Source organism: Rhizobium rhododendri (assembly GCF_007000325.2).
In the GTDB taxonomy this organism is placed as follows: Bacteria; Pseudomonadota; Alphaproteobacteria; order Rhizobiales; family Rhizobiaceae; genus Rhizobium; species Rhizobium rhododendri.
Window position 1 is genome coordinate 2,860,350 of the sequence record NZ_CP117267.1, and the last position, 15,378, is coordinate 2,875,727.

The following is a 15,378-nucleotide window of genomic DNA, read 5'->3' on the forward strand; positions in this document are numbered from 1 at the left end:
GCGAAAACCATGGTCAAACTCAACAAGATCTACACCAGGACAGGCGATGACGGCACGACGGGACTGGTCTGCGGACCGCGCCGGCTGAAGCACGATTTGCGCGTCGAATCCTACGGCACCATAGACGAAGCAAATTCGGCAATCGGCATCGCCAGGCTACACAGCCACACCATGCCTGTGCTCGACATGATGCTGATGGCAATCCAGAACGACCTGTTCGACCTCGGTGCAGACCTTTCCACGCCGGAAACCGACGAGCCTCCCGCATGGGAACCGTTGCGCGTCATCGATACGCAGGTCGAGCGGCTGGAACGGGACATCGACTACCTCAACGGCGAGCTTCAGCCGCTGACCTCGTTCGTGCTGCCCGGCGGCAACGCGGCAGCGGCCCACCTGCATCTAGCCCGCACGATCGCACGCCGGGCGGAGCGGCTGATGGTGGAGTTGTCCCACACCGAGGGCGAGCGCGTCAGTGCCCCGGCGCTGCATTACATAAATCGCCTCTCCGATTTCCTGTTTGTCGCGGCAAGGCACGCCAACGACCAAGGTCGTGCCGACGTGCTCTGGATACCGGGCAAGAACCGCTGACGACGGTTCCTGCATGTGCTCTGCCGCGACGATTTCGCAACCCCGGCAAAATCGACCTTTTGCGGCGGGCAAGCGTTGTATTTGGAGAAAAAACGCGTATCGATGTCGCCAATCGACAAATGGATTGGCGCTAAAAAGCGCATTTTCCGGGCGACCAGTTGAAGGAAGGATTGCATGAAAATTCTCGTAACCGTGAAGCGGGTTGTCGACTACAACGTCAAGATCCGCGTCAAGCCGGATGGCACAGGCGTCGAGCTTGCCAACGTCAAGATGTCGATGAACCCGTTCGACGAAATCTCGGTCGAGGAAGCGCTCCGCATGCGCGAGGCCGGCAAGGCAACGGAAGTGGTCGTCGTATCGATCGGCCCGGCCAAGGCCGAGGAAACGCTGCGCACGGCTCTCGCCATGGGTGCCGACCGCGCCATCCTGGTCGAGACCGACGATGCCGTCGAGCCGCTGAACGTCGCCAAGATCCTGAAGGGCGTTGCTGAAGCCGAGCAGCCCGGCCTGATCATCGTCGGCAAGCAGGCAATCGACGACGACAGCAACCAGACCGGCCAGATGCTGTCAGCCCTGATGGGCATCGCCCAGGCAACCTTCGCGTCAAAGATCGAGATCGGCGATGGCAGCGCCACCGTCACCCGCGAAGTCGATGGCGGACTGCAGACCATCGACATCAAGCTGCCAGCCGTCGTCACCTCTGACCTTCGCCTCAACGAACCGCGCTATGCCTCGCTGCCAAACATCATGAAGGCCAAGAAAAAGCCGCTCGACAAGAAGACGCCAGCCGATTTCGGTGTCTCGACGGAAGCACGCCTCAAGGTGTTGAAGACGGAAGAGCCAGGCGGTCGCAAGGCGGGTGTCAAGGTTGCCTCGGTCGCCGAACTGGTGGACAAGCTCAAAAACGAAGCCGGCGTGCTCTAACTTACGGAAAGGACGATCCAAAATGGCCATTCTTCTTCTGGCTGACCACGACAATGTCAGCCTTTCCGACCAGACCGCCAAGACCCTGACCGCCGCAGCTAAAATCGGCGGCGACATCCATGTGCTGGTATCAGGCAAGGGCGCCCGGGCTGCGGCCGACGCTGCTGCAAAGCTGTCCGGCGTCTCCAAGGTACTGCTCGCCGAAAGCGACGATCTCGCCAACAATCTTGCCGAACCTCTGGCTGACCTGATCGTCTCGCTGGCCGGCAGCTACGACACCATTATCTCGGCTGCCACCTCGGTCGGCAAGAATGTCCTGCCGCGCGTTGCAGCGCTGCTCGACATCGCGCAGATCTCGGAAATCATCGAGGTCGTTTCACCGGACACGTTCAAACGGCCGATCTACGCCGGCAATGCCATCCAGACGGTCCAGTCGACCGACGCCAAGAAGGTGATCACGGTGCGCACGGCATCCTTCGCTTCGGCGGAAGAAGGCGGCTCGGCTGCTGTCGAAGCCATCTCGGCTGTTGCCAATCCCGGCCTGTCGACCTTCGTCGGCGACGCGCTGTCCTCTTCGGACCGTCCGGAACTGACTTCTGCCAAGATCATCGTTTCCGGCGGCCGCGCGCTCGGCTCGGCGGAAAAATTCCGGGAAGTCATCCTGCCGCTTGCCGACAAGCTCGGTGCTGCCGTCGGCGCCTCCCGCGCTGCCGTCGATGCAGGCTATGCGCCGAACGACTGGCAGGTCGGGCAGACCGGCAAGGTGGTTGCGCCCCAGCTCTACATCGCAGTCGGCATTTCCGGCGCCATCCAGCATCTCGCCGGCATGAAGGATTCGAAGGTCATCGTTGCCATCAACAAGGACGACGAAGCACCGATCTTCCAGGTTGCCGATTACGGTCTCGTCGGCGATCTGTTCGAACTTCTGCCGGAGCTTGAAAAGGCGCTTTGAGCCGACGGGACCCGGTTTGTCCAATGCGGACGACTGGAAACTTCGCTCTTATCAGTCTATCAATAGTGCCGGGCTAGAAATGGCCCGGCATTATTTATAAACGGACGGGCCGCATCAATGAAATGCGCCGACCAAGGAGTGGGCGATGAGCACGATTTTGAACGCGATCGGTATTGTCGGCGCCGGCCAGATGGGCTGCGGCATCGCCCAGGTTTCCGCAGTTGCCGGCTACAAGGTCCACATCTACGACCTTTCGCAGGAACGCATCGAAAGCGCGCTGGCGACCATCAACGGCAACCTCGCCCGCCAGGTCTCATCAGGCAAGCTGACCGATGACAATCGCAAGACCGCGCTGGCGCTCATTTCCGGCTCCGCCGATGTCAACGATCTGGCGCCGATGGATCTGGTCATCGAGGCTGCCACCGAGGAAGAAAGCGTCAAGCGCAAGATCTACACACAAGTCTGCGCCGTGCTGAAGCCGGACGCCATTCTCGCCACCAACACCTCGTCGCTGTCGATCACCCGGCTTGCCGCGTCTACAGACCGCCCGGAACGCTTCATGGGCATCCATTTCATGAACCCGGTCCCGGTGATGAAGCTGGTCGAACTGGTGCGCGGTATCGCCACGGAGGAGGCGACCTTCAAGGTGGCGCGCGACTATGTGAGCTCCCTCGACAAGACCTTCACCGTTTCGGAAGATTTCCCCGCCTTCATCGTCAATCGCATCCTCCTGCCGATGATCAACGAGGCGATCTACACGCTCTATGAAGGCGTCGGCACCGTCGATGCCATCGACACCGCGATGAAGCTCGGCGCCAACCATCCGATGGGCCCCTTGCAACTGGCAGATTTCATCGGCCTCGACACCTGTCTATCGATCATGCAGGTGCTGCATGACGGCCTGTCGGACTCGAAATACCGGCCCTGCCCGCTACTGGTGAAGTATGTCGAAGCCGGCTGGCTCGGCCGCAAGTCAGGCCGCGGCTTCTATGACTACCGTGGCGAAGTGCCGGTCCCGACGCGCTAGGAACCATCCGCTGTCTCAGGCGATAGCTGGTCTCCCCGTCATAACCCGGTACTCGCTTGCCCGCCGCTCCAGTAGACGCTCGAAGGCGGCCTTTATCGCCAGCACGTAGGGCGTCTTGTATTCGAACCCCGGGTTGTCGTTATGGATCAGCATCGAGGCGTTGACCTCGAAGACGACCACCCTGCCCTCGGCATCGAGCGCACAGTCTATGCCGCAATAATCGAGACCGACCTGCCGGCGAATGGTCTCCAGTGCTGCCATACCCGATATTCCGAAAATGCTGGCCGGATCGGCAAGGAACGCCTGCTCTTCCATCCGCATCCACTCCACATCGCCCATCCGGGTCGACGCATGATGCACCTTCCAGCCATCGCCGATTGCCAGGTGGTAGGGAAGAATTTCATCGCCGACGAACAGGAAGCGATACTTCCGGAACAGTCCGTCGGCGGAGCGGTAGTCGACATAGTCCGTCAGGTAGAGCATGCGCTCGCCGGCTTCCTCGGCAAAATCCAGCAGTGCTTCCGGGCTGTCGACAAGCTCCATCATCTCGCCGCCATGGGTGGTCGCATGGCGGACGATGACCGGCAGGGACGGCGTGGCCTGGTCGCGCACGCGGCGGCAAAGGTCACCGGCATCGATGCGCACCGTCGCCGGCATCACCGTATCAGGGACATGGGCCAGTCGCTGCGAGATCGATTCGCGATCCGTGCCCAGGATCAGCCGGGGATGGTTGACCACAGGCCTTCCGAGTGAGTCCGCAAGATCGATGGCCGAGGCGATCACATCGAGACCGAAATCCGTTTCGGAAACGAGGTTGACGACGACATCGACGCGGGGGTCCCGAACGTCAGGATCGTTGCGATAGCCGCGCAGAACCATGATCACTTCGCTGTCGAAGCGACCGCCATTGATCAGATCCTCGTAGGGCGTATTGCCGGCTTCGGGCGAGAACAGCATGAGGATGCGAAATCTGGCTGGCTTCTGCGCGGCCGGATAGTTGCGTACCACGCCCTTCTCGGCGACGGTCAGAAAGCAGGCATGGGCTCCCGCTGAATTGCCGAGCCTCAGCTCGAAAGTACCGCACAGAAGCAGCGCCTCCTGGCTTTCCGGATCGAGACGCAGGGCCGCCTGTGCGGTCTCCAACGCCTCCAGTCTCCGGCCAAGCTGCTCGAACGCCTGCGCCTTGTTGCAAAGGCATTTGATGTGGCCGGGCAAGCGGGCCAACCCCTTGTCATAGGCCTCGATCGAAAGGGCGAACTGTCCCATGCGCTGCAGAAAATTTCCGCGTTTCAGCCATGCAGCGGCCTCGTCCTCGGCAGACAGGCCGATCATCGGTGCCATGATGGCAGAAACGTGCTGCGAAAAATCCGCCTCGGGCTGGCTCATCGGTATGGCTCTCAACAAAAGAAATGACGGGCAATGCCACGACTCTAAAGAGCGGGCCTTACTCCAGGGTGATGCCATCGATGATAGAGTTGATCCGCAGCGCCTGCGGATCAGGAGCCGGAGCACACAACTTTTGGCTCAGGCCTACAAGGCTGTCGCGGCCTTGATCAGCCCCTTTGCATCTTCGCTGTCCCAGGCCGCCGGGCCGTTCATGGCCGACACCAGGCAGCCCTTGCCGTCGAGCAGCAATGTCACCGGCAGGCCGAAGGCCAGGCCCTGCTTCTTCAGCGCATTGAAGACGCCCATGCTGTTGTCGCGGTAATAGCCGAGCGTATCGATACCGTTGTCGCTGCGGAAGGTCTTGGGCTTCTCGTCGTCGCCGGTGTCGATGTTGACAGCCACGACCTCGAACTTGTCGTTGCCCATCTGCTTCTGAAGTGCGTTCAGCGCCGGCATCTCCTCGCGGCAGGGAACGCACCATGTGGCCCAGAGATTGAGCAGCACGGTCTTGCCGGCAAAATTCCCGACCGACAGGGGCTGGCTGTCAGCCCCTTTGAAGGCAACGCCTTGCAGCGACAGCGGCTGCTGGGCTCCGACCATGGCCGCGACCTGGCCCTTGGTGAAGGGTGTCAGCGCAGCGCCCTTGGCCTTGGCCGGCTGGCAGTCGCCGGCGTCAGCGGTTTCGGTCGTCCCATTGCCAGACCCCGCCTGCTTCACGTATACCGCTGCCGCACCCGCGACGACGCCGGCAACGGCTGCGATCAGGACCAATTTCAAAGACGGCAGACCGAACGGCTTCTTTGCTGTCATTTCGTTCTCCAGATAGGCATCTCATGGCTGACGACACCAACGACACCAGCGCCTCCAACCAGATGTGGGGCGGACGTTTCGCGTCCGGTCCCGCCGCCATCATGGAGGAGATAAATGCATCCATCGGTTTCGACAAGAAGCTGTTTGCGCAGGACATCCGCGGTTCTGTCGCCCACGCCACGATGCTTGCTCATCAAGGCATCATTTCGACGGAGGACAAAGACAAGATCGTTCACGGCCTGAACACGATCATGTCAGAAATCGAGAGCGGCAATTTCGAATTTTCCCGCAAGCTCGAAGACATCCACATGAACATCGAGGCCCGGCTTGCGACATTGATCGGCCCCGCTGCCGGCAGGCTTCACACCGCCCGTTCGCGCAACGACCAGGTCGCGCTCGACTTCCGTCTCTGGGTGAAGGAAGAGTTGCAGCGCTGCGAACAGGCGCTGACCGGCCTGATCGCCGCCTTCCTCGACCGCGCCGAAGAGCATGCCGATACCGTCATGCCCGGCTTCACTCATCTGCAGACCGCACAGCCTGTGACATTCGGTCACCACTGCATGGCCTATGTCGAGATGTTCGGCCGTGACCGCTCGCGCGTTCGCCACGCCATCGAGCACATGGACGAATCACCTATCGGGGCGGCGGCGCTGGCCGGCACCGGCTTCCAGATCGACCGCCACATGACAGCCAAGGCACTCGGCTTCCGCGAGCCGACCCGCAATTCGATCGACACCGTATCGGACCGCGACTTCGCGCTGGAATTCCTGTCGATTGCCGCCATCGCCGGCATGCACCTGTCGCGTCTGGCGGAAGAAATTGTCATCTGGTCGACGCCGCAATTCGGCTTTGTGCGCCTATCCGACGCCTTTTCCACGGGCTCGTCGATCATGCCGCAGAAGAAGAACCCCGATGCCGCAGAACTGGTGCGCGCCAAGACCGGCCGCATCAACGGCTCGCTGGTAGCCCTGCTGACGATCATGAAGGGCCTGCCGCTCGCCTATTCGAAGGACATGCAGGAAGACAAGGAACAGGTCTTCGACGCCGCCGAGAGCCTAGAACTGGCCATTGCCGCCATGACCGGCATGGTCCGTGACATGACCGTCAACGTCGCGCGCATGAAGGCTGCCGCTGGCTCCGGCTATTCGACGGCCACCGATCTTGCCGACTGGCTGGTCCGCGAGGCCGGACTGCCGTTCCGCGACGCCCACCACGTCACTGGCCACGCCGTGGCGCTGGCGGAAAGCAAGGGCTGCGAACTGGCGGAACTTTCGCTCGACGACCTCAAGGCCCTGAACGCGGCGATTACGGCCGAGATTTTCGACGTTCTGACCGTCGAAGCCTCGGTTGCCAGCCGCAAGAGCTTCGGCGGAACCGCGCCCTCCGAAGTCCGCAAGCAGATCGCCTACTGGCGCGCCCGCAACTGACTGCACGGGCTGCAAGCCGCAACGCAACAATCAGGGTGCACAAGGCGCTGAAACTTCGCTATGAAGGTCTGCCTGCCCGACGCCGCGCCTCAAGAGGAAATCGATGCAAATCAACGTGCCGCACATCATCCGCATGACCCTCGTGCTTTCGCTCATGGGTCTCGCCACCGTTGCGTGCGGCCGCAAGGGCGATCTCGATCCGCCGAGCGTCAACGCCACCAAGGGCGGCGACACCTCGAAGCCGACCAAGCAACCGGGTACGGCCGACAAGCCTTTCATCCTCGATCCGCTTCTTTAGAACAGGCAACCGCCGTGAACCATTTCCAGTATCGCGACGGCGTTCTCTACGCCGAGGACGTTGCCGTTTCGAAGATCGCCGAGACGGTTGGCACGCCTTTCTACTGTTACTCCACGGCGACGCTCGAGCGGCATTACCGGGTGTTTTCGGAAGCCTTCCACGGCGTCGATGCCATGGTCTGCTACGCGATGAAGGCCAATTCCAACCAGGCGGTGCTGAAGACGCTGGGCCGCCTCGGTGCTGGCGTCGATGTGGTATCCCTCGGCGAGCTCACACGGGCGCTGGCCGCCGGCATTCCGGCGGAACGCATCATGTTTTCCGGCGTCGGCAAGACCGCGCCTGAGATGGATGCAGCTCTCGAGGCCGGCATCTACTGTTTCAACGTCGAATCCGAGCCGGAACTGGAAGTCCTGAACCAGCGCGCCGTCCGCGCCGGAAAAAGGGCGCCAGTCTCCTTCCGCATCAATCCCGATGTCGACGCCCGCACCCATGCGAAGATTTCGACGGGCAAGAAGGAAAACAAGTTCGGCATCTCCTATGAGCGTGCCCGCGCCGTCTATGCCCGCGCAGCCACCCTGCCGGGCATCGAGGTGACTGGCATCGACATGCATATCGGCAGCCAGATCACCGAGCTGCAGCCCTTCCAGGCGGCCTTCAAGCTGCTTCGCGAACTCGTCGAGACGCTGCGTGGCGAAGGCCATGCCATCCACCACGTCGACGTCGGCGGCGGGCTCGGCATTCCCTACCATGACGACAACAATCCGCCGCCATCGCCGGACGCCTATGCCGAGATCGTCAGGAACGAGCTGAGCCAGCTGAACTGCCGTATCGTCACCGAGCCGGGCCGCCTGCTGGTCGGCAATGCCGGCATCCTCGTCACCGAGGTGATCTATGTGAAGGATGGCGGCGAAAAGAGCTTCGTCGTCGTCGATGCCGCCATGAACGACCTCATTCGCCCGACGCTCTACGAGGCCTATCACGAGATCCGCCCGGTCGTCGTCACCGCCGCCAGCGCGCCGCGCATCAAGGCCGATGTCGTCGGCCCAGTCTGCGAGACCGGCGACTACCTGGCGCTCGACCGCGAGATGAGCATGCCGAAGCCCGGCGACCTGCTGGCCGTTTCCTCCGGCGGTGCCTACGGTGCCGTGCAGGCCGGCACCTACAATAGCCGGCTGCTGGTGCCCGAAGTGCTGGTCAAGGGCGACGAATTCCATGTCGTCAGACCGCGCCAGACCTATCAGGACTTGATCAACCTCGATTCCCTGCCGGCCTGGCTTGCCTGATCCCTTCTTCGAATTAAAGCAAAGACGCATGGAAAAACCGGCTTTGTCGTTGCACGCCCTCGTCTTCGCCACAAAGAATGCTATCCTTCCGCAAGCGCTGCTTCCTCGGAGGCGCTGGACCATGGGCGCTGCCTGCTGGGAACGGCGATGACGATGTGGGGCGTTTTCAGGCGGCGCAGGGTCGCCGGAGCAAATCTTCGCCCCGGGGATAAGCGTCGGCCAGCAACACCAGTTCGGGGAACAGCGAACCGATGACCAATGCCAGCAAAGATAGGAAAGGCGCTTTTGCCTCCCGGCCGGCGCTCGCACGCCTGGTCGCGACCAAGCGTTTCCTGGCAAGAGCGGTACTCGTCTCCGAGCAGTTGCTGCCGATGTTGCTGCCCTTGGCATCAGTGGCTGCCCTCTATGTCTCCGCCTCATGGTTCGGTCTCTTCCGTATCTTGCCGACTGTCCCGAGGCTGGCGCTGCTGGGCATCTTCATCATCGCGCTCGTCGCCTCCTTCATTCCATTCCGCCGCCTGCGCTGGCCGACCGCTCTCGATGCCGACCGGTTGCTCGAAGAGCGCAACGGCCTGTCGCATCAGCCGGTCGCGGTGCAGGAGGACGAACCTGCCTTCGAGACGCCATTCGCGCGAGCCCTCTGGCGCGAGCACCAGACACGCATGGCGGAACGGATCGCATCCCTCGATGCCGGCCTGCCGCGCCCCGATATCGCCCGCCACGACCCCTATGCGTTGCGTGCCCTCCCGGCCCTGCTGCTGGCGGTGGCCTTCGGCTATTCGATGTCGAACAGCGCCGGCACGCTGGGCGACGCCTTCGACCACCCTCTGGCGTCAACCAACGCCCCCGACCTGCGCATCGACGCCTGGGTGACCCCGCCCGCCTACACAGGCCAGCCGCCCGTCTACCTGACGGGCACGGCAGCCACTGCCGCCGGCGCGATCTCCGTCCCGCAATTTTCCGAACTGACCGTCCGCGTTACCGGCGGTGCCGGCAGCGAAACGGTGCTGTTCCAGGACACCGGTAGCAAGAGCGGGACCGAGGTCGCCTTGCAGGAGGATGCGCCGGCTGCCAAGGCGGGTTCGCCCACGGCTCAAACGCCGCCTGCCGCTGCCGATGCCACCGAAGCCGCGGCGCGGACCCATCAGATGAAGCTCGACAAGGGCGGCACGCTCTCGGTCAACGGCCGGCAATGGGCGTTCAACGTGCTCGCCGACAAGCCGCCGGAAATCGTCTTCGACGGATTGCCGCACGCGACCGTCAACGGGGCCCTCGAAATCGGCTTCAAGGCGAAGGACGACTACGGCGTGGACGAAGCCCACGCTGAAATCGTACCCGTCGATGCCGACCCGCAGGCAACGCCGCTCTATGCGGTGCCGGACTACAAGTTCGAGTTTTCCCGCCGCAACCGCAAGGACGTCAAGGGGCTCGGCAGCCACGACCTGACCCAGGATCCGCTGGCCGGAAAGCGCGTCCGGATCACGCTTGTTGCCCGCGATGGCGCCGGCCAGACCGGTCGCAGCCCGCCGCACGAGATGACCATGCCGGCCCGCAACTTCAACGAACCGCTGGCCGGTGCCGTCGCCGAGCAACGGCAGGTGTTCGCGCTCGACACCCGCAAGATGCCGGATGCGATCCAGCTGAACGAAGCGCTGACGATCCGCGCCGACGAGACCGTGCCGAACCTCACCCACTACCTGCTGCTGCAATCGGCGCAGGCACGCATGCGGCTTGCCCATGACGATGCGTCTCTGAAGGATACCGCCGACTATCTCTGGCAGATCGCGCTCGGCATGGAGGACGGACAGCTTTCGGATGCCGAGAAGCAATTGCGCGACGCCCAGCAGAAACTCTCGGAGGCGCTGCAGCGCAACGCTCCGGATTCGGAGATCAAGAAGCTCACCGACGAATTGCGCAAGGCAATGGACGGCTACATGAAGGAGCTGGCGCAGCGCATGCAGAACGCGCCAAACCAGCCGAACCAGAAGAATGCGAGGGTTTTGCGCCAGCAGGATCTCGAGCGGATGATGGACCAGATCGAGAACCTTGCCCGCTCCGGCAACCGCGATGCGGCCCAACAGATGCTGTCCGAACTGCAGCGGATGATGAATAACATGCAGGCAGGCCGACCGCAGCAGGGACAGCAACAGCAAGGCAAGGACGACAGCAAGGGCCGCCAGCAGATGGACAAGCTCGGCCAGATCCTGCGCGAGCAGCAGAAGCTGATGGACAAGACCTTCAAGCTCGACCAGGCCATGCGCAACAAGATGCAGAGCGGCGATCCGAACGAGGATATGGACCCCTTTGCCCAGCCGATGCCAGGCCCGCAGGGGCAGCAGCCGCCGGGACAAGAGCAGCCGCAGCAGGGGCAGCAACCGCAGGATCCGCAGCAGGGCCAAGGCCAGCAGAAGGCGCAGTCGCCGGAAGACGACATGACGGAAGACCAGCTGCGCGATGCACTGAAGGCCTTGAAGGAGCAGCAGAACACTCTGGAAAAGCAGCTCGGCGAATTGCAGAAGGGTCTCGGGGAGATGGGCGTCAAGCCGGGCCCGGGCTTTGGCCAGGCACAGCGGGAAATGCAAGGCGCCGGCGGCGCGCTCGGCAAGGGCGATGGCGAGAAGGCGACGCAGGGCCAGGGCCGCGCTCTGGAAGCGCTACGCCAGGGTGCCCGCGACATGCTCAACCAGATGATGCAGGCGCAGCAGGGACAAGGCCAAGGGCAGCAGCAGGGCCAGGGTCCGGGCAATCCGGGAGGCCGGGATCCGCTTGGGCGCGCCACGGCAGACGGCAACGGTCCGCTCGACGACGGCAACACCAAGATCCCGGACCAGATCGACGCCCAGAGGGCCCGCGAAATCCTCGACGCGATCCGCCAGCGACTCGGCAACAATCCGACCCAGGAAGAAGAACGGCGCTATCTGGAGCGGCTGCTCGACATCCAGTAGAAGACGCGACCCTCACCATGCGAGCCGATATCGGCCTCGGGGGTGGCGAGGCGTGGCGTCAGGCGGCAAGCGCCAGCGCAACGGCCTTGCGGATGTCCGGCAGGGCAAAGGGCTTGGAGACAACGTCAACGATCTTTTCCATGAGGTCGTCGGCGCGTTCGCGCTGTTCGGCATAGCCGGTCATCAGCAGGATCTTCATGTCCGGCCAGTGCGAAGACGCCTGGTGCGCCAGCTCTATGCCATCCATCACGGGCATGCGGATATCCGACAGCAAAAGATCGAAGCCGCCGCCCTGCAGCTTCTCCAGTCCCTCGGCGCCATCGGCCGCTTCTTCCGTTTCGTGACCGTCCATGCGCAACGCGCGAGCGACGAACCGGCGCAGCGAATCTTCGTCTTCGGTGATTAGAATTCTTGCCATGTGCATCGCTCCGTCGGACGGTCATGTCCCTGGCAGCGAAATCACCAGACTTTCCTTTGCGATCGGTAAACGGCACGCCGAAGAACCGGTCGCATGGTTAACAAGGCGTCTGTGACAGGCGCCCCGAAATGGCTCAGGCGTCGCCGGTAACGACACCGACGAAAGGCAATTCGCGGAAGGCATAGGCGACGTCCATGCCGTATCCGACAACGAAATAATCCGGGCATTCGAAGCCGACATACTCGGCCTCGATCTTTTCCTGGCGCTTGACGCTCTTGTCGAGCAGCACAGCCACCGAAACATTTCTGGCGCCACGCTCATAAAGCATTTCCTTGGCGAACCGCAGCGTCCGGCCGGATTCGAGGATGTCGTCGATCAGCAGCACGTCCCGGTCGCGCACGTCGCTGTCGATATCCTTGACGATCCTGACACCCTGCGACACCGTTCCGGTGCCGTAGCTGGAGAGGGTGACGAACTCGACCTCGGGCGCCAGCCCGGTATCGTGCAGCGCCCGCAGCAGGTCGGCGGCGAAGATGAATGAGCCCTTGAGGATGGCAATGACCAGCAGGTCCTTGGTCGGTCCCTTGGCGATCTCGGCGGCCAGTTCGAGATTGCGTGCGGCAATCTGCGCGGCGGTGAAAAGCGGCTCGATGTTTTTTCCGCGAACGACTGGCATGGTCGGCAGGCTCCCTGGGCATCATCGGCGGAAGGCCCGCCGGTTGGAGCAACAGCCGTTAGCACAATCACCGCCCGTCGGCACCCGCCTGGACAAAGGAAAGCCGAACCTCTGGCATTTTTTCGCCTTGGTGCGGCAATCGCGCCGAAAAGCCACGGCTCTCGCCTCCGCCGATCCGCTCGCTGGGTGGCGCAATCATCACGCTCGCCAGCAACTGGTCGCCATCATAGAGATCGGCCCGGATTTCCGGCAAGGAGCGACCGGCGGCGGTGACATTGTCGATGATGCCGTTGAGTACGAGGATATGCATGCCGTTGGCATCGCGCGGCGTCAGCGAGACATGGGTGAACTGCAAGGGTGCTGCAGCGATCGGCGGGACCCGCACCGGCGCTTCCGCCAGGCCCGAAAAACCGCCGACCAGACCGAACACCAGCACGAAAAGCGCCACGATCAACACCGCGAAGCTGCGACCGGACGCCCGTTGCAGCCAGCTTTCGCCGGCGCGCATGAAATAGACGCCCGCCGACAGGAGAGCGGCAGATGCCATGCCCTTGCGCGGCTGCGGATGATGGCGCCTGTGATTGTCGTTACCGCTGCGGGCCGAAAAATTGTTGCTACGGCCCGGCTGGACGATGACGAATTCGGCGTCGACGATATCGTCCGACCGCTCGAAACGGCGAAGTGATCGCGTTGGCTGTTGCGCCTCGGGCGGGATCAGATCATAAGCCAGTCCCGTCTGATGGTGGCGATTGCGAAATGCGCCCATGGTGACGTCCTCTGTGGTGATCCACATCGTTTCATCGGCGCCGGCAAACGGGCCATTGAAAGGAATCCCACCTAGAAGTAAATTTGAATGGTTAATGCTTCGCAAAGATGGTCGCCGAAGCAGCTTGGGGCCAGCAAACTTTACGGTCCGTTAACCCTGTTGGTTAACAAGTCAGCGATCGAAACCGCGGAAGACTGGGCTGCCCGTTGATTCATTTTGAAAACGTCGGTTTGCGTTACGGCATGGGCCCGGAGATTCTCCGGGACATGACCTTCGACATTCCGAAAAAGTCCTTCCAGTTCCTGACCGGCCCCTCGGGCGCCGGCAAGACGACGCTTTTGCGTCTTCTCTTCATGTCGCTGCAGCCCACACGCGGCCTGATCCGCATGTTCGGCCGGGACATTTCCGCCATTCCCCATAGCGAGCTGCCGCTGCTGCGTCGGCGAGTCGGGATCGTTTTCCAGGATTTCCGCCTGCTCGACCATCTCACCACCTATGAGAACGTGGCCCTGCCCTTGAGGGTCCGCGGCAAGGACGAGAGCTCCTATCGCAACGATGTGCTCGAATTGCTGAAATGGGTCGGCCTCGGCGAGCGTATAAACGTGCTGCCGCCAGTTCTGTCCGGCGGCGAAAAGCAACGTGCCGCCATCGCCCGCGCACTGATCGACCGACCGGAAATCCTGCTCGCAGACGAGCCCACTGGCAATGTCGATCCGCCGATGGCCCGCCGGCTGCTCAATCTCTTCCTCGAGTTGAACCGGCTCGGCACCGCCGTCGTCATCGCCACCCATGACCTGACGCTGATGGACCAGGTCGAAGCGCGACGCATGATCCTCTCCGAGGGGCATCTCGACATCTATGATTGAACCTGATGTCCCCAGCAAGCAGGCGCGTCCGGACGCGCAGACGCCAGCCGAAACGAGGCGGCCGGCAATGCGCGTGCGCCCGACTGGGCCGATCGTTCCGTCCTCGAAAATCCAGGGCAATGCGCTGATGGTGGTGATTGCCATCATGGCTTTCCTCGCCTGCCTGACACTCGGCGCCGTCAGCATGGTACGCTCAACGGCTGCCAGTTGGGAAAGCCAGATCGCCCGCGAAATCACGATCCAGATCAAGCCTGACGACGACCTCGACATGGAGAAGGCGCTGGTCAAGGCCCGCGATATCGCCATGACCTTTGTCGGCACCAAGACCGGGCAGATCGTCGACGAGGCCGCGACCGCCCGCCTGCTGGAGCCGTGGCTCGGCTCGGGCCTCGATCTCAAGGAACTGCCCGTGCCCCGGCTGGTCATCGTCACCATCGACGAAACCCACCCGCCGGATTTCGAGGCGATGCGCGCATTGCTGAAGGACGCGATCCCGCAGGCCTCGCTCGACGACCACCGCACCTGGGTCGACCGGCTGGTGTCGATGGCCCACACCACGGTCATGATCGGTACCGGCATCCTGCTGCTGGTGTTCACGGCTATGGTGCTGACGGTGGTCTTTGCCACACGGGGCGCACTGTCCGGCAATCGTCACATCGTCGAGGTGCTGCATTTCGTCGGCGCCGAAAGCGCTTTCGTAGCCAAGGAATTCCAGAAGCATTTCCTGAAAATCAGCTTCAAGGGCTCCGCGGTCGGGAGTGCCTTGGCGGCGCTTTTCTTTGCCGCCGCAGGCTTGCTGCAGAGCCACACGATCGCCACCCCGCAGACCGACCAGGCGACGGCACTGTTCGGCACCTTCTCGGTCGGCGCACTCGGCTATCTCGGCATTTTCGCGACGATGGTAATCATCGCACTGCTGACGACGGTCACCGCGCGGTTTACGGTGATGCGAACCATATACGAGATCGACCAGATCCGATCGGACCCGAGCAGGAGCGATAATGCGACCTGA

15 protein-coding genes are annotated in these 15,378 nt (G+C 62.6%); 10 read left to right on the forward strand and 5 right to left on the reverse strand.

The genetic code is table 11. The features are described 5' to 3' along the window. Positions 1-9 precede the first annotated feature (9 nt). The 4 genes from PR018_RS13905 to PR018_RS13920 all read left to right on the forward strand — a co-directional run bounded on the left by PR018_RS13905 (position 10) and on the right by PR018_RS13920 (position 3,491). The gene (locus PR018_RS13905; RefSeq protein WP_142824791.1) at positions 10-588 is read left to right on the forward strand and encodes a cob(I)yrinic acid a,c-diamide adenosyltransferase; all 579 of its coding nucleotides are present in this window, start codon (positions 10-12) and stop codon (positions 586-588) included. 174 nt (positions 589-762) lie between these two features. Beyond that, on the forward strand, positions 763-1,512 hold the full coding sequence (locus tag PR018_RS13910) for an electron transfer flavoprotein subunit beta/FixA family protein (protein ID WP_142824790.1): 750 nt from the start codon (positions 763-765) through the stop codon (positions 1,510-1,512). 22 nt (positions 1,513-1,534) lie between these two features. After that, the gene (locus PR018_RS13915) at positions 1,535-2,464 is read left to right on the forward strand and encodes an electron transfer flavoprotein subunit alpha/FixB family protein (RefSeq protein WP_142824789.1); all 930 of its coding nucleotides are present in this window, start codon (positions 1,535-1,537) and stop codon (positions 2,462-2,464) included. A 145-nt stretch (positions 2,465-2,609) separates the two neighbouring features. Continuing rightward, positions 2,610-3,491, forward strand: a complete 882-nt coding sequence (locus tag PR018_RS13920) for a 3-hydroxybutyryl-CoA dehydrogenase (RefSeq protein ID WP_142824788.1) — start codon at positions 2,610-2,612, stop codon at positions 3,489-3,491. 15 nt (positions 3,492-3,506) lie between these two features. Here PR018_RS13920 and PR018_RS13925 read toward each other — a convergent pair whose 3' ends face one another. Together PR018_RS13925 and tlpA are read right to left on the reverse strand one after the other, a co-directional pair. Next, entirely contained in the window at positions 3,507-4,877 is a 1,371-nt protein-coding gene (locus PR018_RS13925; protein WP_161990916.1) for a tetratricopeptide repeat protein, read from the reverse strand. 144 nt (positions 4,878-5,021) lie between these two features. Continuing rightward, positions 5,022-5,687, reverse strand: a complete 666-nt coding sequence (gene tlpA / locus PR018_RS13930; RefSeq protein ID WP_142824786.1) for a thiol:disulfide interchange protein TlpA — start codon at positions 5,685-5,687, stop codon at positions 5,022-5,024. A gap of 23 nt (positions 5,688-5,710) precedes the next feature. Between tlpA and argH the strand changes: the two genes are divergently transcribed. The 4 genes from argH to PR018_RS13950 all read left to right on the forward strand — a co-directional run bounded on the left by argH (position 5,711) and on the right by PR018_RS13950 (position 11,640). Beyond that, positions 5,711-7,114: an argininosuccinate lyase gene (gene argH, locus PR018_RS13935; protein ID WP_111219912.1), complete on the forward strand. Its 1,404-nt coding sequence runs from the start codon at positions 5,711-5,713 to the stop codon at positions 7,112-7,114. Between the two features lie 103 nt (positions 7,115-7,217). After that, positions 7,218-7,412: an LPS translocon maturation chaperone LptM gene (gene lptM / locus PR018_RS13940; protein ID WP_142824785.1), complete on the forward strand. Its 195-nt coding sequence runs from the start codon at positions 7,218-7,220 to the stop codon at positions 7,410-7,412. 14 nt (positions 7,413-7,426) lie between these two features. Continuing rightward, positions 7,427-8,695, forward strand: a complete 1,269-nt coding sequence (gene lysA / locus PR018_RS13945) for a diaminopimelate decarboxylase (protein ID WP_142824784.1) — start codon at positions 7,427-7,429, stop codon at positions 8,693-8,695. A gap of 251 nt (positions 8,696-8,946) precedes the next feature. After that, on the forward strand, positions 8,947-11,640 hold the full coding sequence (locus PR018_RS13950) for a TIGR02302 family protein (protein WP_142824783.1): 2,694 nt from the start codon (positions 8,947-8,949) through the stop codon (positions 11,638-11,640). 58 nt (positions 11,641-11,698) lie between these two features. On the opposite strand, the gene PR018_RS13955 is transcribed toward PR018_RS13950, so the two are convergent. From PR018_RS13955 to PR018_RS13965, 3 genes are all read right to left on the reverse strand, one after another. Further along, positions 11,699-12,058, reverse strand: a complete 360-nt coding sequence (locus PR018_RS13955; protein ID WP_111219904.1) for a response regulator — start codon at positions 12,056-12,058, stop codon at positions 11,699-11,701. A gap of 133 nt (positions 12,059-12,191) precedes the next feature. After that, the gene (gene hpt, locus PR018_RS13960) at positions 12,192-12,734 is read right to left on the reverse strand and encodes a hypoxanthine phosphoribosyltransferase (RefSeq protein ID WP_111219902.1); all 543 of its coding nucleotides are present in this window, start codon (positions 12,732-12,734) and stop codon (positions 12,192-12,194) included. 67 nt (positions 12,735-12,801) lie between these two features. Beyond that, a complete protein-coding gene (locus PR018_RS13965; RefSeq protein WP_224127892.1) occupies positions 12,802-13,527 on the reverse strand; it encodes a hypothetical protein in 726 nt (241 codons plus the stop codon). A 179-nt stretch (positions 13,528-13,706) separates the two neighbouring features. On the opposite strand from PR018_RS13965, the gene ftsE reads away from it, so the two are divergent. Next, complete coding sequence (gene ftsE, locus PR018_RS13970) at positions 13,707-14,366, forward strand: cell division ATP-binding protein FtsE (RefSeq protein WP_111219900.1); 660 nt, start codon at positions 13,707-13,709, stop codon at positions 14,364-14,366. Beyond that, positions 14,359-15,378: a cell division protein FtsX gene (locus PR018_RS13975; RefSeq protein ID WP_142824782.1), complete on the forward strand. Its 1,020-nt coding sequence runs from the start codon at positions 14,359-14,361 to the stop codon at positions 15,376-15,378. The genes ftsE and PR018_RS13975 overlap by 8 nt, the downstream gene beginning before the upstream one ends.